The 23,457-nt window shown below is 49.8% G+C and carries 16 protein-coding genes; 6 read left to right on the top strand and 10 right to left on the bottom strand.

The window, feature by feature from the left end:
- Window positions 1-227: 227 nt before the first annotated feature.
- The 7 genes from MHI01_RS24575 to MHI01_RS24545 all read right to left on the bottom strand — a co-directional run bounded on the left by MHI01_RS24575 (window position 228) and on the right by MHI01_RS24545 (window position 7,828).
- Window positions 228-506: a glutaredoxin family protein gene (locus tag MHI01_RS24575; protein WP_340984316.1), complete on the bottom strand. Its 279-nt coding sequence runs from the start codon at window positions 504-506 to the stop codon at window positions 228-230.
- 352 nt (window positions 507-858) lie between these two features.
- Window positions 859-2,601: a glycosyltransferase family 2 protein gene (locus MHI01_RS24570; RefSeq protein ID WP_340984315.1), complete on the bottom strand. Its 1,743-nt coding sequence runs from the start codon at window positions 2,599-2,601 to the stop codon at window positions 859-861.
- A 65-nt stretch (window positions 2,602-2,666) separates the two neighbouring features.
- Window positions 2,667-3,314, bottom strand: coding sequence for a GT-D fold domain-containing protein (locus MHI01_RS24565; RefSeq protein ID WP_255319776.1), 648 nt, complete (start codon window positions 3,312-3,314; stop codon window positions 2,667-2,669).
- Between the two features lie 893 nt (window positions 3,315-4,207).
- Window positions 4,208-4,939 (bottom strand): sugar phosphate nucleotidyltransferase, encoded by a 732-nt coding sequence (locus MHI01_RS24560; RefSeq protein WP_340984314.1) that lies wholly within the window; start codon window positions 4,937-4,939, stop codon window positions 4,208-4,210.
- Entirely contained in the window at window positions 4,936-5,709 is a 774-nt protein-coding gene (locus MHI01_RS24555) for a glycosyltransferase family 2 protein (RefSeq protein WP_036605811.1), read from the bottom strand. The genes MHI01_RS24560 and MHI01_RS24555 overlap by 4 nt, the downstream gene beginning before the upstream one ends.
- A complete protein-coding gene (locus MHI01_RS24550; protein ID WP_340984313.1) occupies window positions 5,709-6,821 on the bottom strand; it encodes a glycosyltransferase family A protein in 1,113 nt (370 codons plus the stop codon). The genes MHI01_RS24555 and MHI01_RS24550 overlap by 1 nt, the downstream gene beginning before the upstream one ends.
- 41 nt (window positions 6,822-6,862) lie before the next feature.
- Window positions 6,863-7,828, bottom strand: coding sequence for a glycosyltransferase family 2 protein (locus tag MHI01_RS24545; RefSeq protein ID WP_256720139.1), 966 nt, complete (start codon window positions 7,826-7,828; stop codon window positions 6,863-6,865).
- Between the two features lie 397 nt (window positions 7,829-8,225).
- Between MHI01_RS24545 and MHI01_RS24540 the strand changes: the two genes are divergently transcribed.
- Both MHI01_RS24540 and MHI01_RS24535 read left to right on the top strand, forming a co-directional pair.
- Window positions 8,226-8,543 (top strand): hypothetical protein, encoded by a 318-nt coding sequence (locus tag MHI01_RS24540; protein WP_143781285.1) that lies wholly within the window; start codon window positions 8,226-8,228, stop codon window positions 8,541-8,543.
- 44 nt (window positions 8,544-8,587) lie between these two features.
- A complete protein-coding gene (locus MHI01_RS24535) occupies window positions 8,588-10,153 on the top strand; it encodes a M4 family metallopeptidase (protein ID WP_036673412.1) in 1,566 nt (521 codons plus the stop codon).
- A gap of 170 nt (window positions 10,154-10,323) precedes the next feature.
- On the opposite strand, the gene MHI01_RS24530 is transcribed toward MHI01_RS24535, so the two are convergent.
- A complete protein-coding gene (locus MHI01_RS24530) occupies window positions 10,324-15,519 on the bottom strand; it encodes a WIAG-tail domain (RefSeq protein WP_340984311.1) in 5,196 nt (1,731 codons plus the stop codon).
- Window positions 15,520-16,034: 515 nt separating this feature from the next.
- Between MHI01_RS24530 and MHI01_RS24525 the strand changes: the two genes are divergently transcribed.
- Window positions 16,035-17,165: a YheC/YheD family endospore coat-associated protein gene (locus MHI01_RS24525; RefSeq protein WP_340984310.1), complete on the top strand. Its 1,131-nt coding sequence runs from the start codon at window positions 16,035-16,037 to the stop codon at window positions 17,163-17,165.
- An 85-nt stretch (window positions 17,166-17,250) separates the two neighbouring features.
- Complete coding sequence (asd, locus tag MHI01_RS24520; RefSeq protein ID WP_036605808.1) at window positions 17,251-18,042, top strand: archaetidylserine decarboxylase; 792 nt, start codon at window positions 17,251-17,253, stop codon at window positions 18,040-18,042.
- 347 nt (window positions 18,043-18,389) lie between these two features.
- On the opposite strand, the gene MHI01_RS24515 is transcribed toward asd, so the two are convergent.
- Both MHI01_RS24515 and pdxR read right to left on the bottom strand, forming a co-directional pair.
- Window positions 18,390-19,175: an AraC family transcriptional regulator gene (locus tag MHI01_RS24515; RefSeq protein WP_036605807.1), complete on the bottom strand. Its 786-nt coding sequence runs from the start codon at window positions 19,173-19,175 to the stop codon at window positions 18,390-18,392.
- 369 nt (window positions 19,176-19,544) lie between these two features.
- Entirely contained in the window at window positions 19,545-21,002 is a 1,458-nt protein-coding gene (gene pdxR, locus MHI01_RS24510) for a MocR-like pyridoxine biosynthesis transcription factor PdxR (RefSeq protein WP_340984309.1), read from the bottom strand.
- A 155-nt stretch (window positions 21,003-21,157) separates the two neighbouring features.
- Here pdxR and MHI01_RS24505 point away from each other — a divergent pair, with 155 nt between their 5' ends.
- Window positions 21,158-21,775 carry a pyridoxamine 5'-phosphate oxidase family protein gene (locus tag MHI01_RS24505; protein WP_017692473.1) on the top strand — a complete coding sequence of 206 codons (618 nt, stop codon included), beginning with the start codon at window positions 21,158-21,160 and terminating at the stop codon, window positions 21,773-21,775.
- A gap of 178 nt (window positions 21,776-21,953) precedes the next feature.
- Complete coding sequence (locus MHI01_RS24500) at window positions 21,954-23,252, top strand: aminotransferase class I/II-fold pyridoxal phosphate-dependent enzyme (protein ID WP_036673403.1); 1,299 nt, start codon at window positions 21,954-21,956, stop codon at window positions 23,250-23,252.
- The last annotated feature ends 205 nt before the right edge of the window (window positions 23,253-23,457 follow it).

Below are 23,457 nucleotides of genomic sequence, written 5' to 3'. Positions count from 1 at the left end.
TCCTATGAGTTTGGTTTGTTTTAATTTCACAAATCTTATCACTGCCCCGTTAAAGGGTCAACAGCGTGACTAATAGATTTTTTCTATATGAACATTGAAGATGTAAATAAGACCATTTACATCCCAAATAAGCCATAACTTATGAACGTTCCAGCTGCTGTACAAATGCGATCTTGCATCATGCAGCAACCGGAACAACTTGCTCCAAAGGTATATATCAACTCCCGTTAGACTGCTGTCGCTTCGTCCGCTCGTGCCAGAAGTTCAGCCAGCTTCTCCAGATCAGGTTCCAGCAAGGCTTCAAACTTGCCGTCCCCTCCCACTTCAATAACGGGTACATGCCGAATGCCATATTTTGCTTCAAGCACATCACGCAGCACGTCATTACCCTGCACTTCAATGTTCTCAAAAGGCTGGTTTCGCTCTGTCAGAAATGCTTTCACTTCCCCGCAGAAATGACAGCCTGTTTTGCTCCACAGCACGACTTTTTTGGTTGATGATGACATCGACATACCTCCTGATTGTTTTTAAGATCAAGATCTGGGCGATTAACTATGAACGACCTAGACCTTCAATTCCCATCTGTTAAATAAGAATTATGGCTCTAAATGTACTCCCGTGCCCTTCCTACGTCAATGGATCTGCTAATAGAATAAACCTATAACCAAATAGAAAGATTAAATTATAAATTTGAAAGATGGCTTATTTTACAGGAATGAATCGCTCTGCTTCAGTAGTCTAGCTAACAACTCATATGTAATATTCGGACGCGGAATGAATCAGAGCGATTACACAGGGTACCGCTACATTTTCCATTCCGCATCATACTGCTAATCTGGATAAACAGATCGCCTGACATTACAGATCTGGGTTCAAGAGCTGAGGTGGGGCGATAATGGGCCAGCCTTCTTCCATCGAATTCAGTTGGTCCGCAGACACGCTGATAATATGCCCAGAATGTACACCCCAACGTTCTGCCGCATAGACCGATACAAATCGTCTCCGCTTGTCTCCACTGATCTGATATCGAATCTCGGGTGCATCCACTGCGGCAATAATACTTCCTTCTGCCCATCCATGGGGAGAACCATGAACCGCTGTCGTATGCACCTGTTGTGATTCCCTCGGCCATCTTTGCACGTCCCCCGCTGATATCAGTGCTTCTCCGGCAGGAATGGCGAGCAGGTCCGGTTTGGCAACCTGAACAGGAGATATTCCACGCGGTACAGGGATGTTCAACTTACGCCGCCGACCGCCAGTTAAAGTATAGACCTCTCCTTTGGCATCGGACAGGAACGAACCTTCCGGGTAGAAGTCATAACTGTGTCTGAACTGTAATGCTGGATCTTGGCTGCCCTGCGTTGAGATTCGCTGACGCGGATCCATTGGGTTTGTGTCACCCTCCTCTTGTTGACCGGATGGGGTACCAGAGGTTTGTTGTCTAGCCAAGCGGGAGGTTTCGGCAACCAGCGCATGGGGATCTCCCCACTTTTGGCTATAAAACTGCTCGTTATCCTTATTCACTACAGCAAAGTCTTGCTCACCCAAGGCTTTCATACTGACACTTCCGAAGTGGTGGATAAAAGCATCCCCGGCTACCGCAAGTTGGTATCCTGCCAGCTTCACCCGGATGATCCAGTCATCATCTTCGAAATTGCCCACCGCGTACCCTTCGTCAAGATAACCTACCCGTTCCAGCAGCTCCCGTGAGAACAACCAGCAGAATCCGACCAAGCGATCGGTTATTCGATGTTTGTCTGCATCCGGACGATTATGTGTGGCGGCAAAAGACCACATCTCTTCTACCTCACGGTACGGAACCTGAATCTGCTGATCCCCGCCAATATAGTTGGTCACCGGGCCCACCACACCAATCTTCGGATCACTGGCAAGACAAGTCATCATGTTATCCAGCCAGCCCGGAGTAACGAGCGTATCGTTGTTCAGCACGATGATATGTCGTCCTCTCGCCATCATCAGTCCATGATTGACACCTCCGGCAAACCCCCGGTTCTTATCCAGGGCAGCCACCCTCACCATGCCGCCTTTGCGGAGCATCGCCTCGGCAGTTCCATCCTTGGAGGCATTATCCACGACAATGATCTCGAAGGGAGCAGGGGTATGCTTCTCGATACTGGACACACATTGCAGCACATACTCCCGCTGATTGTACGTGGGGATAATGATGCTAACTCCTTCAAAAACAAGACCAAACGAGCTCTGTCCCTGGCGGACACCTTCGTTGTATCCTCTGGTATACCCCTGTTTGTAGAGCCTGGCGCCTTTGGGTGTGCGCCTGCTTTTGCCTTTACGTCTGGATTTCCGTATTGAGCGACGACCTGCTGCATGCAGGACTGCCATGTCAGATCGCGAGACATCGTTTTGTGTGGCACGGCGGGCCGCTTTTTTTTCGTTGCTTATGCTGCCATTCCTGCTGGTTTCACTGCGGCTGTTCTCACTGCGGCTGTTCTCACTGCGAGTGCTGATATTTGGAATGATGTTCAGATGACTGTGACCCTTTCGACGGACTACGTTTCGAGCCTTAACCTTGTTGCTACGGCTATGACGTTCTTCCCCGCGCTGTTGATCGGGTGTGCTCATGTTGCTCCCTCCATTTCCACTTGTCCGTGAGGCTAACACGCACATAACCAGCCCCCGGACGTCCACTAGAGTTGAAGCTCTCCTGTTACCAGTTTGTCAGCCAAATGTCCAAAGTCCAGAGCAACCTTGCCGAGTTCACCTGCAATTCGCCGACACAGAATGACCGCCGGAATTCCCGCCGCCACCAACGCGATATCAAAAGCATGTTCTGAGGTTTGCTGCATCACCCTCGGAATATCCATAACTCCCGCCACAGAACCAATGATACCTGTGACATGAATCCCCCGGTTATGCAGCAGTGCCGCAAGCTCTGGTGCCTGGCTGCCTATGAGCAGAACCCGCCGTCCTTGCAGCAAGGGCAACACCAGACCGGACTGATGCAGACTGTAATTGATCGTGGAACTGGTCAATTTCAGCCGGGACCAGTCAATCCCGAAGTGGCGCAATACCGGGAATAACAGCCCCTGGAATGTCGGCGCTCGTGAGATCGGCACGCCAACCCAGTCGGCGGCCTGTATGGCTTCCGCAAGCATCGCGCGGATGTCGGGGGTTGAGCATGGCACCCCTGCATAGGGCAGAAACGGTGCCAGCTCCTGTACTTCGTGGCCTGGCAGCACCGTATCGGCTGCCAGCGTGAGCAGTTCGCCATCTCCGAGGCGAACGACAGACAATGGGCGCTGCGCATCCAGCGCCGCCGTGATGTGTCCAGCCATCTCATGAGGGCTGGACAGCCGGGCCAGGCTGGGCGCGTATTGGCGGAATCCCGCCGCGATCAGATCTGCCGCCGCCACGGCAGGCAGAATGTGATCCGGCGGGATGTGCTGCGCCACCAGCGCCTCCCCGCCGGCGAATACGCCGTCGCGGTAGCCCTCGGCGTAGCCGCCGGGCACGGCCTCCGCCTGCACTGCGTGCTCCGCGGGCGGAGGCGGCAAGCCCTTCGCGCTGCCCGCCTTCGCGCCGGCAGCGCCTCCCCGCCCCGCGGGGGCGACACCCTTCGGGTGTGTCGCCTGGCGCGGGGCGGGGCCAGCACCGCTGGCAGGCATCGCCTGTGGCGTGCTGGCTTGCGGTGCTGGCATGGGCGCACGGCGCATCGCCGTGCGCTGCTTGGCGCGGGCAGCGGCACGCCGGCCCCGCGCGGATGCAGGCCTGCGCCCAGCAGTGGCCCGGCGCAGGCCTGCTTTGCCGGTGCGGCTAGCTCTTGCCGCTTTGTTCGCGCTCGCACGGCCAGCTTTGCCTGCTCTGCCAACAGCACTGCCTGTGCTGCTCGCTTTCCTTGCAGCAGCCTTATGCGCTGCGCCGGCAGATGTACCCGCTTTAGTCGGGGTACTACGTTTCCCTGACTTCACACCTCTGACTCCAGCAGACCCTGTATCTGCTGATGCCGGAGTGCCACTGCCCATAAATACGGCCGGGTGGATGCCCCGGGGTTTACCCGACACGGAGACCCTAGCGGCCCCGGTGCGTGTCACTACTCTCACGCCATTCCCTCCTTTGGCATGCACGAGGATTGTCGCTGCGCAAAGCGCCGGAGCATCCTTCCAGCTCCGGCGCAGAGTGTTCTGCTCCCATGGGGCACCGCACAGCGGCAGCATCAGTCGCATATATTTTAGGGCAATTGTCCTTTCATACGGACAGCTGCTTCCTGGAGCGATTCAAATGTACCTGCATCACTCCAGTATTTCTGCAAAATGTCGTATTCCAGTCCGCCAGCAGACGCGTAGTAATTATTCACATCCGTAATTTCAAGTTCTCCACGCGCAGACGGCGCAATGTTGCGAATCAGGTTAAATACATGATCGTCATACATGTATATGCCCGTCACACAATAAGAGGTTTTCGGCTGGCTTGGCTTCTCCTCAATGTACGAGATTTGCTCTGGATGCTTTGGATCAAAAACAGGCACCCCGTAACGTCGTGCATCATCCACCTCTTTGAGCAGTACTCGCGCTGTACCAGCAGGTTGCTGCATGTAACGATCCACATAAGGCTTCAGATCATCGCTGAAGAGATTATCACCGAGAAGCACAACGAATTTTTCGCCAGGAAGGATAAATGTGGTCGCCAGATCCAACGCTTCCGCAATCCCGCCTGCCTTTTCCTGAATGCGATAAGTCAACTTGACCCCATGATCCGCTCCCCCACCAAGATACTCTGTATATAACCCGGCGGAATGTTTGTTGATCACAATCAATAGTTCATCAATGCCTGCCTGACGGAGCCTGTCGATGCCATACATAATCATCGGATGTTTACCGACTGGAAGCAGATGTTTGTTAATGAGCCGGGTCAGCGGATACAGTCTAGTTCCTGTTCCGCCGGCAAGAATTACACCTTTCATTCCACGTTCCCTCCTTCATCGGATATGTCCATATATTCAAGCGGATCGACATGCCATTTGTTCATAAAAATCGAACGATTACGCTCAAGCAGCTGTTTCCACGCTACCGGATCTGTCTTCTGGAAGCTGGCACTTCCCTGATGATGCACGAGAACATCTCCACATACCAGCAGGCGATATCCCTGCAATCTTGCTCTATAACAATAATCGTCATCCTCATAGTGTCCCGGAGAATATGCCTCGTCAAGCAGCCCAACTGATTCCACGACATCTCGTTTCATCAGCATGCACAGACCGACGATCCGGCGTACTTCCCTCCACCTTGAAGAATCCGCAACATTATTGGAATTGGCCAACTCCTGAAAATGTTCCATGTCCCGAAACTGCAATTTAATCTGCTGGATGCCGCTTGCATAATTCGTAACAGGACCCGTGATCCCAATACTTGCGTCACTGTACAGAGCCGTTCGCAGGTTCTCCAGCCAACGGGGCGTGACCGTAACATCATTGTTCAACAGCAACAACTCATCCCCGCAAGCTGCACGAAGTCCAGCGTTACACGCTGCCGGAAACCCCCGATTGTCCGGGAACCTTACAAATCGAATTCGCTCCAGCGCACAATATTCAGCCGTTCCATCCGTCGAACCGTTATCTACCACGATAATTTCATATAACGCAGGATCGCCCGAGTATTGACGTATGGCATCGATGCAGGGCCTGATCAGATCCAGCCCATTGTAAGTTGGGATAATCATACTCGTCAGTGTCATTAGGCGTTCCTCCTGTAAGCGACTTCTACACGGGAGAGTGTATGTGCTTGGGCTGGATTCCAACCTGTACCCAGCAATGTAGCCAGTGCCTCCAGATGATCTCCGATGATCAATTTGGCGACATCATTCCCACTTCCCGTGTTACCAGGACGCAACCGATTGGAACGAATAACATCCACCTGACTTGGTGCCGAGACGTTCATTCCATGCTGAATAGCTAGACTTTGTGCCTTAGGTGGAACGGCCAGTGATGCTGACTTCACGGTCTGAATCATACGACGAGACAATGCATGAGGCACGGCTGTCATGGAATTGGAACCAAGATCTGCCCTGCCTAATGTCCGGTTCAGATATGCTTTGATCCGGCTTACCTCATCCTGGCCTGCAAACGCAGGCAGCAAAGACGTCAGATTATTCAACGCCACATCCTGTCCCCGATCAACCGCGAACAGAAAGGGTGCAAGCTGTTCAGCCGAGACGACCATATCCCCATCCACAAAAAGTACCGTCTCCGCATCCGTCATCTTGGCTCCAAGTGCCCGGCCCACATCATGTCCTGCCCGATCCGGTTCATAGATTACTGTAAGTCCCGGCTGCCTTAGTACCTGCTTCAAACTGTCATCTGTCGTTCCATTCAGTACCACAATAATATCCGTCAGAGGCAACCGCTTTAGTTGCAATAACACCTGCCCCAGTGTGTGTTCCTCATTACAGGCACAGACAACAGCAACAGCCGAATGACGAAGAGGTAGAGGCACGATCTGGAATGAATGCCCCGAGGCCTGAGCATAACCTTGCATAAATGCCTTACCTGCCTTCAGAGCTAGCTCGAAGTTGCTTAGCTCCGCAACGTTCACCGCGTGTGCATTCCATACGAGACGTGCATGTTCTTCTGATAGTGTGTTGTTCGCCTTTGCCTCCCTTCCTGCAACTTGCCCCGCTTTCCACATCAAGTGTAGATCTACTTGGCCAGACTTTGCTCGGCTTCTTCTTTTTTTTTGAATATCTACATGTTTCTTGTTCCTATGACGCTTGTTCATTACTGTTCTTCCTGCTGTCATTTGTCTACTTGTTGTCCGCCTGCGGCGGACAACCCCTGAACGTCCCTTCATTTCCTCACCTCCAGCATGTTGCATCATCCGATGCGACATGCTTACCTCGCCAGGTTGCGAACACGTTGCAGATCGGTATAACCTCCGCGGGGACCGAGCGTATCCGTAATCCACTTAATCGCTGCCATATGATCATTCAGTACCACTTGACTGAGCGGATCAGGTCCTCTTCGCTTCTTGATTCGTACTGCATTCATTCTACCCACAGGTACGTGATGAACAGCGCGTACCCGAAGTCCGCCGATCACTGCCTTCGCTTGTGCGAGTGGCGGAACTTCCAGTGAGGATATCCCCATGACCTCAAGCCCTTTTCGGCTTATTGCATGTGGAATTGCTGTCATGGATGCCCCCCGGAGATCGGATCTTGCGAGTATGCTGTTCAACATGTGTTTGGCCTCCACTACCGGATGAACGGGATGATGAGTGACCGGCCCATGGTAGTCGTTAAGCGCCACATCCGTTCCCTTCAGCACAGCCTTCACGTAAGGTGCAAGGTGCTCTGCGGGAATTGCGATATCTGCATCAGTAAATAACAATACCTGACCGCGCGCCTCCGCTGCGCCTACTTTTCGTCCTCCATCATGCCCCAGTGCTTCGGCATACGTGAGCACTCGTGCTCCAGCCCGTTTGGCTGCGTTAGCCGTACCGTCTGTAGAACCATTCACAATGACAAGCACTTCAGCATCACGGCATATCCGCAGCGCTTCACGGACAACTGCACCAATCCTTTTCTCCTCATTCATAGCAGGGATAATGACCGAGAGCATCGGTCGCTGAGACCCCCCCCTGTGTGAAGGAGCATCACTCATGCCATTTTCCGCTCCATTCTCTACTCCATCCTTAGCCTGTGACATCAGCTGTTTGGATGGAATAACGAACGTATAGGCCTTTGTACCCTTTTTGTGTCCAGACTTCCATCTTCGTTTCTTCAGCACTGTTTTTCTTCGTGTCACATTGGTTCGGGTTGCATAACGTGCTGTGGTACGGGTTTTGCGCAACAGTTTCACCTCCCGCATTCGATCATCGGCATGCCAAGGGAGTACACGTTATTCTATGTATTCGTGGAGCAGTGGAAACGGCGTTTGTCCTTGCACTAAGCAGGTTCTCCCTGTGAACACGAGGGTACAGGCCTTGCTTTTAGACAAAATACGTCAAAATATGTGAAAAACGCTACCTCTCCCCTACTTCAGACACAAATTTAACAAAAATCTAAAATTGTATCTTTTCCAAAGTTTTACATTGTGATAATATACGTTCCAAGCAGTTTTATTTACAAAAATAACCTTGTGGTGAACATAAGTTCCCCTATATTTTTTAAATCAATTTATTGACCTTAGGTTGATTAGATTATGACCTCATTCACAGATCTTGTTAAGCAGATACATTCTACTCTTGAGAGGAGTGATGCCGTTCAGAACATACTGCCTTTGTCATTTACGCAAACCCGGATTGAACACCCCAGTTTTCCGTGAACGTATCTTCTACCTGCGCAATTGGACAACCCCCGGCTTTCTGAAAGAGGAACACAATAGACGATTCAACCTTCGGGTTGAACTGAATAAACGGTTATCCTTTTTGTTTGGTGTCGTGCTTAACACTTCCCGAGCTAAGGCCAAGCCGATTTTGTTCCAATCGTTTCTTGTCTCATTCCACGCTTCAGGTCTAGCCCCACGCTCCGCGCTGCCCAAGTTGCAGACGGAATTCCAACCGAGACTGGCATGAACATTTTCCAACCAAAAATAAGTTTAAGAATGGGAGAGTTTACTATGAAATTTGCCAAAGTTATGCCAACAATTCTTGGAGGAGCTCTTTTGCTCGCTTCCGTATCCTCTGCTACTGCAGCTCCAGTGTCTGATCAATCCATTCCACTTCAGGCCCCTTATGCCTCTGAGGAGGGTATTCCATTGAACAGTGGAACAGATGACACTATCTTTAATTATCTTGGACAGCAGGAACAATTTCTGAATTCCGATGTGAAATCCCAGCTCAAAATTGTCAAAAGAAACACAGATACATCTGGCGTAAGACACTTCCGCCTGAAACAGTATATTAAAGGTATCCCGGTTTATGGTGCAGAACAGACGGTCCACCTGGACAAAACCGGAGCCGTGAGCTCCGCACTTGGCGATCTTCCACCGATTGAAGAGCAGGCCATTCCGAATGATGGTGTAGCCGAGATCAGCGGAGAAGACGCGATCCAGATTGCAACCGAAGAAGCAACCTCCCGGATTGGAGAGCTTGGTGCCGCGGAAATCACGCCTCAAGCTGAATTGAACATCTATCATCATGAAGAAGATGGTCAGACATATCTGGTTTACATTACGGAAGTAAACGTACTGGAACCTGCCCCTCTACGGACCAAATATTTCATTAACGCAGTGGATGGCAGTATCGTATCCCAGTTTGACCTCATTAACTTCGCTACTGGAACAGGTACAGGTGTACTCGGTGATACCAAAACCCTGACAACCACCCAATCCGGCAGCACCTTCCAACTGAAAGACACCACTCGTGGCAATGGCATCCAAACGTATACGGCAAACAATGGCTCCTCACTGCCTGGTAGCTTGCTTACAGATTCGGATAATGTATGGACCGATCGTGCAGGTGTAGATGCTCATGCTCATGCCGCTGCTACGTATGATTTCTACAAAAACAAATTCAACCGTAACGGTATTAATGGTAACGGATTGTTGATCAGATCAACCGTGCACTACGGCTCCAATTACAATAACGCCTTCTGGAACGGGGCACAGATTGTCTTTGGTGACGGAGATGGAACGATGTTCCGATCCCTGTCTGGTGATCTGGATGTTGTGGGTCATGAATTGACGCATGGTGTTATTGAATATACAGCCAATCTGGAATATCGCAATGAACCAGGCGCACTCAATGAAGCCTTTGCCGATATTTTCGGTAATACGATCCAAAGCAAAAACTGGCTGCTCGGTGATGATATCTACACACCTAACACTCCAGGAGATGCGCTGCGCTCCCTCTCCAACCCTACATTGTATGGTCAACCTGACAAATACAGCGATCGCTACACAGGCTCACAGGACAACGGCGGTGTCCATATCAACAGTGGTATCATCAATAAAGCCTATTTCCTTGCTGCTCAAGGCGGAACACATAATGGTGTGACTGTTACCGGAATCGGCCGGGATAAAGCGATCCAGATTTTCTACAGCACACTGGTGAACTACCTGACACCAACGTCCAAATTTGCCGCTGCCAAAACAGCTACCATTCAAGCAGCCAAAGATCTGTACGGAGCAACTTCCGCTGAAGCTACTGCTATTACCAAAGCGTATCAAGCTGTAGGCCTGTAAAATCTTATTTTATTGTAGTTGAACTTATAATGTACTCATCCTAATGGTAACAAAACGTTCAGACACCCCTCACCGTCCGAACGGATTAAGCTGATATCAATCAAAAGCGGTGTCCCGGACAACTCTGGACACCGCTTTTGTCATTTGTTTATTACGGATACAATCCTGCACTATCCTTGCGAAGGTCCCGCAGCAATCCATGACAACAATCCGTACGTATGCTTGCAATCTGCTGTACGTGACACTTCAAGTACCGCTTCATCCTCACTCTGCGAGAGCAAGGAAATCTGGAATCCCCGATCATTACTCATGCCCACAATCACATAATGTTCTGAAGCAAATGATTCTTCAAAAACAACAGTTACCTCTGTGCATACTTCACTCTCTGGCAGTACAAAAGCTTCCATTCCGAATTGTTGTACAACCGGTTGTTTGCTTACGCTGCGAACGGGCTGGAAGGCCAGATGTTTGGCTTGAACTGCCCCCGATTGCAACTGGTTGCTGCCCACGGCATCATCACACAGATGCTCCTGTTTAATCGATTGTTCACTTAACATAAACTCCGTAGTTCCAGCGATCTCCTGTGACTGTTCAAGCTGTGGTTGCTGAGCCTGTTCTGCCGGCTCTGTCGTGAACAAAGCTGCCGGTAGTTCGCCAAGCTGATCTGTTTCGGATATCAGTTCTTGTTGTTGCTCCAGACCAGCACTCGGTATTGCCTCGACGATTACCTGCTGTGATTGCTGTACACCTTCATTTTCTGGTTGAAGCAATCCCTCTTGTCTTTTGATAGCTGCCAGTTGCTCCAGCGTTTCTCCACTGAACTGACGGATCGCATTCCATATCTCTTCGCTCAGATGCGCTGGACCTACAATCCCCGCATTCAAATGATTAGAGGTAATACTCTGCTCACTCAGCTTGCTGCCGTTCACGCTGCCATCGGCCAATTTGGCACTGGTGACGGACCCATTTTGCAGATGAACCCCGCTTACTGCTTCCTCTTCCAGATGAGTTGTGCGAATACTGCGTTCTTGAATATGATCAGCATGAATGGTTCCATCCTGGATATGACGTGTTTGCACACTTTTGTCGGCTATGTGGATAGCCGATACCGCACCTTCAAGCAATTTATTACCGTTTACACTGCCGTCAGCCATTTTGGCACTTGTTATGGAACCATTGTGCAGATGAATCGAACTTACCGATTCGGCTTTGAGGTGGGAGATTCCAATGCTTCGCTCTTGAATATGGTCAGCATGTATGGCTTTCTCTTGGATATGACGCGATTGCACACTTCCATTGGCAATATGGACATCCGACACCGCATCTTCAAGCAGTTTGTTGCTGCTCACACTGCCATCCGCCAGTTTGGCACTCGTTACAGATTCATTTTGCAGATGAACCGCACTTATTGCTTCCTCTTCCAGATGGAACGTACCAATGCTGTGCTCCTGAATATGATCAGCAAGGATCGCTCCTGCCTGGATATGGCGAGTTTGCACACTTTCCGACGCGATATGGCTCCCCAATACAGTATCTTCGAGCAATTTGCTGCCACTAATGCTACTGTCAGCCAATTTGGCACTTGTTACGGACCCATTTTGCAGATGAACCGCACTTACGGCTTCCTCTTCCAGATGGGCTGTGCCTATGCTTCGCTCCTGAATATGACCAGCATGAATAGCTCCTGCCTGAATATGCCCGGATTGCACACTTTCCGATGCGATATGAATCCCGGATACCGTACCTTCGAGTAACTTGCTGCCAGTTATACTGCCATCCGCCAGTTTGGCACTCGTTACAGATCCATTTTGCAAATGAATGGCACTTACAGACTCCTCTTCCAAATGTGCTGTGCCAATGCTCCGCTCTTGAATATGATCAGCATGAATGGCTCCTGCCTGAATCTTACTGGATTGCACACTATCGTCTGCAATGTGGATATCTGATACTGCTCCTTCGAGCAACTTGCTGCCGGTTACACTGCCGTCGGCCAACTTGGTACTTGTTACAGATCCATTTTGCAGATGAATGGCACTTACTGCTTCCTGTTCCAAGTGAAGCATGCCAATGCTGTGTTCCTGAATATGGTCAGCAAGGATTACTCCTGCCTGGATATGGCGGGATTGCACACTTTCAGAAGCGATATGGATTCCCGACACCGCATCTTCGATCAACTTGCTGCCGGTTACACTGCCGTCAGCCAGTTTGGCACTGATGACAGATCCATTTTGCAGGTGAATCGCACTTACTGCTTCCTCCTCCAGATGGGTTGTGCCGATGCTCCGCTCCTGAATATGGTCAGCATGAATGGCCCCAGCCTGAATATGCCCGGTTTGCACACTTTCGGATGCAATATGAACCCCCGATACGGTTCCTTCAAGCAATTTGCTGCCGTTGATACTGCCATCCGCCAGTTTGGCACTTGTTACAGATCCATTTTGCAAATGAACTGCACTTACAGACTCCTCATCCAGATGAACTGAGCCAATACTGCACTCTTGAATATGATCAGCAAGGATTGCGCCTTCTTGGATATGACGGGTGTGCACACTTTCATTGGCAAGGTGAGTAGCCGATACGCTTTCTGCGGCTAATTTGCTGCCATCCACACTACCCGTTGCTAGTTTGGAGCGTGTTACAGATTCATCCTGCAAAATAATCGTACTTACCGCTTCTTCTTCCAGATGAGATGTTCCGATGCTGCGTTCATGGATATGATGAGGAAGAATTTCACCATCTTGAATATGACGGGAATGCACAGCTCCTTGCTGTAGGTGAACAGCACTTGTCGACTCTGCCTGAAGATGCAAACCACTGATCAAACCTGGCTGAAGGTGGGCCGCTGTAATGGATAAAGGTGCCAGATGGTCTGTTTCGACAGATCCGGGTGCCAAGTGATGCGATGTTACCACCTGTTCAGCAATATGCTCCTCATGAATGATGTCTGGCTTCAGATGCTGTGAGCTCACTACTTGAGTCCCCAAATGGTCAGATTTCACGCTGCCTTCAGCCAGATGGACGGATTGTACAACGGATGGCTGCAAGTGCTCGCTACCTACAGCAGCCTGTTGCAGTTCTGTCCCGGATACCGAGTCTGCTGTCAAATGGTCCGCACTTATGGAGCCATGTTGAAGTTTGTTGCCGGTAATACTGCCATCAGCAAATAATTCCGGCGAGCGTATTTCTTCCGACAAATGTTCCAGGGAAACGGCATGCTGCTTCAAGTGATATCCGCGAATGGTTCCTGCTGGAATATGTTTGGCGTTAATACTCTCTGCCATAATCTTGGAAGAAGTCACGCTGCCGTCTGCCAGTTTAGCTGACGTGACAGCAAAATCCGCCAGTTTATCTGTGGCAACACTTTCTGGTGAGAGCTTGGGGGAGGTAACCGCATGATCTGTTAGATGAGGCGGAAAAATGGACCCGCCAGCCAGCTGGGCTGAAGTTACACTATCAATAGCCAATTTGTCTGTTGTGACCGCAGCCCGTGCAATCGCATCCGTTTCAACACTGCCCGGCTGAAGATGAGGTACACCTACAGCATGTTCTGTCAAGTGTTCCGATTTCACTGCATAAGGTCTCAGGGCCTCGGAACCCACGCTGCCTGGAGCCAGATGTGTCCCTGTGACTCCACCACTCGCAAGATGCGAGGATATAACACTTCCCGGGGCAAGCGCTCTGCTACTCACCGATGCCGTTCCAAGCTTTTCTGTTGTCACACTTCCATCCGCGAGTTTAACGTCTGTAACGGCAGCATCCTGCAATTCATACGTACCCACGGCCGACTCTGCAAGATGCCGCTCACACACCACGTCGTCTGCAAGAGCGTCTCCGGACACACTTCCGGCAGATAGATGAGCTGCCTCGATGCTTCCACTTGCAATGTGAATAGAGTGAATTGCGGAATTGTCCACATGTACCGGCGTAATTCCCCGATTTGCAATGTGTTCCGCACGAATGGACCCTTTGGCAAGATGTTTACCCTGTACGGCTTCATCCGCAATTTTGGAAGAAATGACGCTCTGATCAGAGATCTTGGATGCCGTAATGGACTGTTCCAGCAATTTTGCTGTTCCAACAGACTGGTCTGCCAGTTTGCTACTGGTTACTGCACCTTCTGTCAAATGCTCACTGCCCACTTCTCCATTACCAATCTGCTCCTTGCCAACGGAATGAGCTCGAATCTGACTTGATCCGATTGAACCGTCCAGCAGATGTCTTCCCGTTAGTGAACCCTCAGCTAAATGTCTTGTTTGTATGGATCCATCCTCTATCTGGTCACTTCCAATACTGCCATTTAATAGTTGTGAACGACCGACAGACCCTTCTGCCAGATGTGTCTGTTTAACAGCACCTGCCTGAATATGGTGAGACTCGATGGAGTGTTCTTCGATTTTGCTGCCTGTGACAGCAGCTTCACGAATTTTGGTTGTAGTCACTGCATCGTCAGCCAGTTTGGAGGTATTCACAGCTCCTCCCGTGAGATGCCTTGTATCCACCCCGCTAATCGCGATCTTGTCTCCAGTTACGGCATGATTCTTGATTAATTCTTCCGTTACCAGCATGCGGCTGAGATGTCTTGTGCTGATAGAACCGTCGGCAATTTTGGCCGAATCGATGGCCTGGTTGCCAAGCTTCTGAGAAGTAATACTGCCATCTCTGATTTTCTCGCCTGCAATCGAAGCATTTCGTATTTTGTGACCAGACACAGAACCGTCAATCAGGTGCTCCTCAGATACAGACGCTTCCGCAAGTTTCGCTGAAACAATGGCCCCGTCTGCAATGTGAATACTGGTCACCGCATAATCCTGCAATGCTTCACTGCCGACCGCATCCGGTTTCAGCTTGGAGGCATCTACAGAGAAAGGAGCCAATTTGCTCTCCGTAACAGCAAATTCACTCAAGTCGTCCGTGTAGATGTAATGTCCGGTATGACCCGGCATCTGGTTCTGGTTCAGGATCTGTAGCCGGTCCTTGTTTGTTGTTTCTTGCTTGATGATACCCACCTCTTCTTCCAGAACAAGCGGAGCCACACTGCTAACCTGAATCTGCTTATCCGAGATATCTTCTGTCTCGATTTCCTTGCTATCAGACTCTACGGGTTCCGGCTTGATTTCGGCTTCGATCTCCAACTCTTCCAGCTCGTTTGTTGAAGCAGGTAACTCCATTGAGTCGAATAGGAATTCTTCCGACTCCTGAACAGCTCTCGAATCCCTTTTATTTGTATTCAAGCGTTCTTCCCTATTCACAGTGAAACCTGAGTTCATCTTGTCTGCCCGGCGATCAGTCAGTTCCAATTCCTTGTATTTCGGGCTCACATGCCGCAGTTTCGGCGTCGGAACCTTCTTTTTGCCATTTTTACTCATGCAGCTTGCTCCTTCCTCTAACGTTCGTCTCCGGCATCATATGCTTCCATATGGGCATCTGCCACTTCATTTATGACTTTTGCGGATTCCAGAGCACGAATGTACAGGCGTCAAGACAGGAAGGTTCGATGATCTTCGTGGAAATAGGCGTGTCAGGGCTGCAGAGGAAAGGCGGCTGTCCACGCCCCCGTCCCAGTCATGTCATAGGATATTATATCTAGGTCGTGTCTGAAAACTCGCTGAAGTGCATCTTTAACCGTCTTTTCGCCCCCTGCTGTGTCACTTTCCCTAGACGTGCCCCGGCACGCCTGCGGAGAACTTCCTTGCTTGGAACAAAAATTCGGCAAAACCTGCTTCCTTCAGAGTTTTAGACACGCCCTGAGCAAGCACTAGTGCTTGGCGATGCATCTTACACACCGGTCTGCGTTATCGCGATGTCTGAGCCATGCGGTGACAGGCCGGCATTCCATGAATGGACGATCCATGGTCGCGATAACATCGAAGGAGGAACGGTCATGCTCCAAGAAACGATCGGCATTATGTTCGATTCACGCATGTACCGGGGGATACCGGCCGGAAGGACCGGTCAGGAATCACTCGCGAATTATGAACAGGCAGCGGCCAGTTATGGATTAACTCCCTGCTTTTTGAGGCTGGAAGATATCGATTCGGATCAAAAAACATGTCTTGCCTATGTAAAAAAAGAAGGCAGATATGTTCGCGAGCGCATGCCACTGCCCTCCGTCATTCATAACCGCTCACTCCAGCTTCGCCGGACGGAACAGCATCAGATTACCAAGCTGATGTTGCAGGGTATCCAGGTATTCAACGTTCGCAACCGGTACCGTAAAGATCACATTCATGACATGCTTCATCAGGACCTCGCCTTGCGAGAACACTTGCCCCATGCAGTTAAAGCTACGCCAGAGTCTCTGGCCTATATGATGGAACAACATGATGACCTCGTCATCAAACCATGTAGCGGTAGCATTGGTCATGGGATTATGCGAGTCTTTGAGCGAGATGGACAGTGGAAACTAACTTGTGAGACGAAGGCGGCACGCAAAGGGTGGGCTACCTTCCGATTGAGCAAAGGACAGCTTCCTTCCGCCACCCTAAGGCGGATCTTTCGCCATGCCTACCTCATTGAAGAGCGTATCCCACTGGTACGTTATGAGGGCAGGCCGGTAGATTTGCGGGTATCTGTACAACGTGGCAGCGATGGTCTTTGGGGAATAACAGGCATGTTTGCCAAAGCGGCTCCTGCCCATACGTTTGTCAGCAATATCGCCCAGGGCGGTAAAGTCATGAAGCTCGCAGAGGCCCTTGGATTAGGAGAATCTGGCTTCGAGTTGGCTCGACTGGAATACAGAATCGGACTCGTTGCACTTCGAATTGCCCAGAACCTGTCGGCCAGTCTGCCACATCTGGCTGATCTGGGCCTTGATCTCGGGATAACGCGCAGCGGCCAGATCTATTTTATTGAATGCAATGGACGGGATCAGCGTTACGGTTTTCGCAAGGCGGGAATGTCGGAACACTGGAAGGCAACGTACAGCAAACCGATGGCTTATGGGCGTCTGCTGCTGGAACAGAATTCGAGAATTCCGAGACAACCGCAGACATACGATAGGAGACTATATTGATTTCGTGTGCATTCTGTGTCAATATTATGCAGAACGGCCGGTCTTGCCGGCCTTGAAGTTCGCATTAACCCTAAGGGGGATATTCATGGCAAAAACGCTGTTGCGATTAATGACCGAGCTTTCTTCGCGCAAATGGATCTCCCGGACCGTGGGAGCCTTCTCCAAAAGCCGGGGAAGTAAGGCATTTATCCCTTATTTTGTCCGGACCTACGACATCCCTGTTCAGGAGGCCGAGAAAGACTGGAAGGAATACCGTTCACTGAACGATTTCTTTACCCGCAAATTAAAGCCGGGCATGCGCCCGTTGGAACTTTCAGAGCATGCACTGATCAGCCCGGTAGATGCCAAGATTACGGCAGCCGGTCCAATATCTGCAGGGACACTCCTGAATGTTAAGGGACAAAATTATACACTTGCTGAATTATTAAACCATTCTCCCCATCTGGAGAAGTACAAGCACGGGTACGGGTTCGTCCTCTATCTCAGCCCTCGCGACTATCACCGCATTCATGCACCTGTCAGCGGCCGCAAAATAGAGAGCGAACACATCAAAGGCAAAGTTTATCCCGTGAATGACTTTGGCCTGACCCATATGAGATCCGTGCTTAGTCGAAACGAACGACTCATTACGTATATCGCACATGATTACGGTGAAGTGGCAGTTGTCAAAGTAGGTGCGATGAACGTGAGTAGCATACAATATGCTGATACGGACATAAGTACCTGGGCACAAGGCGATGATCTGGCCTATTTTGAATTCGGTTCCACCGTTGTTCTGCTGACGCAGAGTGGCACATTCGAACCAAACCCGGGCTTACAGCCAGGCGATTCTGTCAAAATGGGCGCATTGCTTGGTCGTTTGAAACCGAAGAACTAATGAGTCCATACGCAAATAAAGAGGATGGCGCAGCACCTGTAACCAGGTATTGCGCCATCCTCTTTATGAATTCATATTCATCCATATATACATGCAATACGAAGCTTCGCTCCGTCGTTATTGGTCTGCTGAGTTCTCCTCAAAACCACACATCTTGCAAGTCCTCTGCCGGTTTGAAGCGACGCAGACGGTTCCGGAAAATATTGCATCCCTTCGTAGAGCATCCCCGGTTGCGGACCCGACGTTTTCCGTTCATCACAAGTTCCCCCTTTTGGTCATCTGGAATGCTAGATAATTACCCTTGCATTCCAGACTTGAAACGGTTTCCTGTTTTTCTCATCAGAATTTTAACGAATCTCGGACGGGCTTTTGCCGGTATACTGCTTGAACTGACGACTGAAGAAGAAAATATCCCGGTAGCCCAGAGCATCCGCCACTTCGGTCACATTCATGCCGGTATGCACCAGCAGATGTTCCGCCCGTTCAATACGCATGCGGATAATATAAGATTGCACCGATGAGCCCACCAGTTCCTTGAACTTGATCGAGAAGTATCGGGGCGATAAGCCAGCCCGCGCAGCCAGATCTTCCACCCGATGTGTAATCCCGGGATGCTGACGCACATAATTGGCGACCTCCTGGATGACATCGGACAACTGGTTGCTCACCTTTTTCTCCACAGGTTCTTCCGTATCAGCGCGCAGCAAATGAATCATCAATTGTTTCAGAATCAATCGGCTCTCTTCATCACGTCCGTACACATCTGATAAGAACAGTCTTACATAACGTGCCAGCAAGTGCTCAAACTCCACCGTTTCCTGTACCTCGCGATAGGACTGGGGAACGTCAGCAACAGGCACGTCCACATCAAAGTGAATATACGTAAGTACCAACGGTTTTTGCTTATTATGTGTTGCAGTAGGATGATCTCCTGGCCTGAACAAAAAACAACTACCCTTGCCAACTTCATACGACTGGTCATTCAGTACAAGCGTTCCTTCACCACTCCATACATAAAATAAATCATAGTTTTGCATCGGTTTTTCCCGTTTCTGCCACTTCCAGCCCGGTTCACAGACAATTTTGGCGACAGCGGGCAAAATAACAAATGATGACGGCGATGCCTGCAGCATGTCGCCACTCCCCCTTGATAGTTAATCTCTCTGCATATGGCATCATTCTGATCTGAATCTCACTTCTTCAATCCAGGCCATATGTATTTCAGTATCTATAGAAATTGAACTAAAGAACATTTACACTTGCCACTTCGATGACAGAACAACCTTCCGATCGCTGTTATCCCCAGATTTTTTGATTCACTTTTACAAAGGTGAAAATCTGACGATAAAGGCGAACGCTCCGCTTCTTCAGGTTATTTCTGCCCTCTACGTTTTCGTGTAAATAATTAGTTCAACTTGTATAGCATGATTAAATACAACTTGCTCATATATGATCTCTGCTCCTACAGGAGCGAAATGTCTTATCCCATTATACAGCGGAATTCACCGAAACGAAAATGTGCACTTCTCCCAGGCTAGCCGCATTCGCCGGATTCCCTCTGTTATCTCTTCTTTCTCCAGATGTGCAAAAGCAAAGCAGGCCGCCGGATGATCTGAAGTCAACCGATATCGCTCTGCATCACGGAACAATATGCCATCCTCCTGAGCGAGCTTTTTAAATCGCTGATAACTGTCCACATCGCCATTCCAGGTGGCGTAGATATGCAGTCCTGCATCACCAAGCTGCATCGTGAATGCTTCCGGCAACTGTAGTTCCATCTCGCGGACAAAAAAATCATGCCGTTCCCCATATAACCGGGTTAACCGTCGTAAGTGCCTCAGGTAACCTCCTCGGGTCATAAATTTTGCCAGTGCGCGCTGCTCTAACAGCGCTGGAGGTACCGGTTCATACAACGCCTTGGCGGCAAGCAGAGGTTCTACCAGACCAGGTGGCAGGACGGCATAGCCAAGTCGGAACGAAGCCACCATCGTTTGTGAGAATGATCCAACATAGATGACACGCTGTTCACGATCAAGCACTTTGAGGGGTTCAATCGGTCTTCCGCCCCATCGGAATTCACTGTCATAATCATCTTCAATGATGACCGCATTCCGCTTTGAGGCCCACGCAAGCAAGGCACGTCTTCTGTCCAATCCCAGCACGGCCCCTGTTGGAAACTGCCGGGTAGGGGTGACAAATAACGTCTGTGCCTCCCAAGGCTGAGGAATAATGCCTGCGGCATCCACCTCTGCCGGGATGATATGCCCACCACAGGACTTGACGGCATGAGCGATGCCCGGATACCCCGGATTCTCTAATACAACTGCTACCCCCTCTGCGATCAACAGCTGGGATAGAAGGGTGATGCCTTGCATTGAACCGCTGAACAATACAATCTGAGATGGTTCAGCCTGAATACCACGTGTCCATCTGAGATGGGAGGCGATGGCCTCACGCAGCTCCGGATCACCGGCTACACCGCTCGATTCTCGCCAACCACTGCGATGAACCGCAGCGAGTGCACTCTTCCACTCCCCTAACGGGAAATGTTCCGCAGGCATGCGCTGCATTTGAAAATTAATGACGGACGGCTTCGGTGAAGACATCTGAGTCCGCAGAACTTCATGTTGCGTATTCAACCTCTGTACCCGCTCACCCCAGGGAGACAGGTTGAGAACGGCTTCCTGTTTTTCATTTTCCTGAGTGGATAATGTTTCGGTGACAAATGTACCTCTTCCCCGATGTGCATGGACATAACCATCCGCAAGCAGCATGTCGTATACCTGAGCTACCGAACCACGTGACATCTCATATTGCCTTGCCAACTCACGTGTGGAAGGAAGCCGCGTGCCTCCCACCAATGTACCTGCATGAATGGCATCACGTAACGCATGGTACAATGCCTCATACTTATATCGATGCTGAAGTTCATAGGTATCCATCGGCAGCCACAATTCCATCTTGCACCTCTCTTCATTTGTCTTCATCTGTGATCCCCGACTAATTGGCCTACTAAAGTGAATGTAAATTGGATCTATTTCATTGTCAATGTATGAACTATTGTTATCCATAAGATATGGCGTTCTATTATACATTCAATGATGGGGGAATACACATGAGACGGAAAGAATTCACAGTAGATGAAGAACAGGAAATCACCGCATTTCTGGATCAGTGCTCCTTCGGGTTTCTGGGAACGGTCAGTCCGGACGGACAACCACGGGTTACACCGCTGAACTTCGTATATATGGACGGTTGCTTTTATTTTCACGGCAGTCTGGCTGGCGAGAAGATGAAACAGATCAAACAGGATTCGTCGGTCAGTTTCACAGTAGCTGAAGAGTTCTCCCTGATTCCATCCTATTTCAGTGATCCTGAGCTGGCTTGTCCGGCAACTTCTTTCTTCAAAAGTGTTATGGCCTTTGGTCAGGCTGAACCGGTTAAAGATCTGGACATCAAAGGTAAGGTACTGCAACGATTCATGGAGAAACTCCAGCCGCAAGGCGGATATGTACCCATTGACGCTACTGACTCGCGTTACACAGGAAACCTCAAAGCTGTAGCCGTAGTCCGAATTAGTCCTGAACGGATCAGCGCCAAGTTTAAATTTGGACAAAATTGGTCTATTGAACGCCTGGATCATATCCGTGGTGAACTGGAACAGCGCAATGAAGGAAGAGATGCCGAAACTGCTGAAATGATGCGGAAATACTGTCCATTTCATCAACAATAAGTTTCATTTCTTGAGGATTACTCCAAGGTCGAATACAACGATAACCCACCCGAAAACCCTCTGCAACAACGCGGTAAAGTGATATAACTGTCATATTGCGTAATTTCCGTGACGGGGGCATGTCAAGGTGATATAATGTTAGGCAGTTGAATCACAAAGACTTGGAAGGATGAAAAGAATGAATCCACTGGCTGAACAGTTGAACGAAAGTATTCAGACAGGCAGCAGTCACGTCTACTCCATGCTGTCACAGCTTGGCAAAGAAATTTATTTTCCTAAAGAGGGGATTTTGAGTCAATCTGCTGAAGCAGCAAGCTTGGCCAAGACCCATAATGCCACGATTGGTATCGCCCTGGAGGGTGGTGTGCCGATGCATCTTCAGGTTATTCAGGAGAAGCTGTCTGCATTCCAACCAAAGGATCTGTATCCTTACGCTCCACCTGCAGGCAAACCTGAATTGCGGACCGTTTGGAGAGACAAGATGCTGAAGGAAACGCCTTCTCTGGAAGGCAAAACGTTTGGCAATCCGATTGTAACCAATGCATTAACCCATGGACTTAGTATCGTAGCCGACCTGTTCGCCGATGAAGGGGACGCTGTCATATATCCAGATAAAAACTGGGAAAATTACGAGCTGACCTTCGGAATTCGTCGTCATGGCCAGTTGGTTCATTATCCCCTGTTCGATGATCAGTTGAACTTCAACAGTGAGGGTCTGCTTCAGGCTTTGCTTGATCAAAAGGACAAAGGTAAAGCCATCGTTCTGCTCAACTTCCCGAATAACCCTACAGGTTATACGCCTGGAGCCGAAGAAGCAGATGCCATTGTGAACACGATTCTTCAGGCAGCTGAAGCCGGCGTTAACGTGGTTGCTGTAACAGACGATGCTTACTTTGGACTGTTCTTCGAAGATTCCATTCATGAATCCCTGTTTGGCAAACTTGCCAACATTCATCCACGTGTGTTGACCGTAAAAGTGGATGGTGCAACCAAGGAAGAATTCGTATGGGGCTTCCGCGTTGGATTCATTACGTATGCCCATGAAGATGCAGCCGTTCTGCATGCATTGGAACAAAAAACACTCGGTATTATCCGGGCAACGATCTCCAGTGGCCCGCATCCTTCCCAGACTTTTGTACTGGATGCGCTCAAAGCACCGGAATTTGAAGCACAGAAACAGGAGAAGTTCGAGATTATGAAAGGCCGCGCCAATAAGGTAAAAGCCATTCTCGATAGCGGCAAGTATGGAGATGCATGGGACTATTATCCGTTCAACTCCGGTTACTTCATGTGCCTGAAGCTAAAAGAAGTTGGCGCTGAAGAACTTCGAAGCCATTTGCTGCACAAATATGGTGTGGGTACAATCGCGCTGGGTGAATCGGATCTTCGAATCGCCTTCTCCTGTATTGAAGAATCCGGGTTGGAAGATCTGTATGAAACCATCTATCGTGGAGTTCAGGATCTGCGGACGACTTAGTTAACACAGACCTGTACCCTGAATGTTATAAGAACCCTTTGTATAACGGCGACGTTTCATGTCACTGAATATACGAAGGGTTCTTTTGTGTTTTATCAGCCCAAAAGCTTTAATTTCTGGCTTTACCGGGCATCGGCCCAATCAGCCTACCCCCACGGCACATAATATACGATGTACGCAAGGGCGTGCCAAACAACCACTTGAA

The sequence above is a fragment of the Paenibacillus sp. FSL M7-0656 genome (assembly GCF_038003225.1).
Classification (GTDB): Bacteria; Bacillota; Bacilli; order Paenibacillales; family Paenibacillaceae; genus Paenibacillus; species Paenibacillus amylolyticus.
This window is presented reverse-complemented; position numbering and strand designations above follow the sequence as displayed.

Coding starts and splice junctions, on each gene's coding strand:
- MHI01_RS24575 (WP_340984316.1), bottom strand. CDS start 506: ATGTCATCATCAACCAAAAAAGTCGTGCTGTGGAGCAAAACAGGCTGT.
- MHI01_RS24570 (WP_340984315.1), bottom strand. CDS start 2,601: ATGAGCACACCCGATCAACAGCGCGGGGAAGAACGTCATAGCCGTAGC.
- MHI01_RS24565 (WP_255319776.1), bottom strand. CDS start 3,314: ATGGCTGGACACATCACGGCGGCGCTGGATGCGCAGCGCCCATTGTCT.
- MHI01_RS24560 (WP_340984314.1), bottom strand. CDS start 4,939: ATGAAAGGTGTAATTCTTGCCGGCGGAACAGGAACTAGACTGTATCCG.
- MHI01_RS24555 (WP_036605811.1), bottom strand. CDS start 5,709: ATGACACTGACGAGTATGATTATCCCAACTTACAATGGGCTGGATCTG.
- MHI01_RS24550 (WP_340984313.1), bottom strand. CDS start 6,821: ATGAAGGGACGTTCAGGGGTTGTCCGCCGCAGGCGGACAACAAGTAGA.
- MHI01_RS24540 (WP_143781285.1), top strand. CDS start 8,226: ATGCCGTTCAGAACATACTGCCTTTGTCATTTACGCAAACCCGGATTG.
- MHI01_RS24535 (WP_036673412.1), top strand. CDS start 8,588: ATGAAATTTGCCAAAGTTATGCCAACAATTCTTGGAGGAGCTCTTTTG.
- MHI01_RS24530 (WP_340984311.1), bottom strand. CDS start 15,519: ATGAGTAAAAATGGCAAAAAGAAGGTTCCGACGCCGAAACTGCGGCAT.
- MHI01_RS24525 (WP_340984310.1), top strand. CDS start 16,035: ATGCTCCAAGAAACGATCGGCATTATGTTCGATTCACGCATGTACCGG.
- asd (WP_036605808.1), top strand. CDS start 17,251: ATGGCAAAAACGCTGTTGCGATTAATGACCGAGCTTTCTTCGCGCAAA.
- MHI01_RS24515 (WP_036605807.1), bottom strand. CDS start 19,175: ATGCTGCAGGCATCGCCGTCATCATTTGTTATTTTGCCCGCTGTCGCC.
- pdxR (WP_340984309.1), bottom strand. CDS start 21,002: ATGGAATTGTGGCTGCCGATGGATACCTATGAACTTCAGCATCGATAT.
- MHI01_RS24505 (WP_017692473.1), top strand. CDS start 21,158: ATGAGACGGAAAGAATTCACAGTAGATGAAGAACAGGAAATCACCGCA.
- MHI01_RS24500 (WP_036673403.1), top strand. CDS start 21,954: ATGAATCCACTGGCTGAACAGTTGAACGAAAGTATTCAGACAGGCAGC.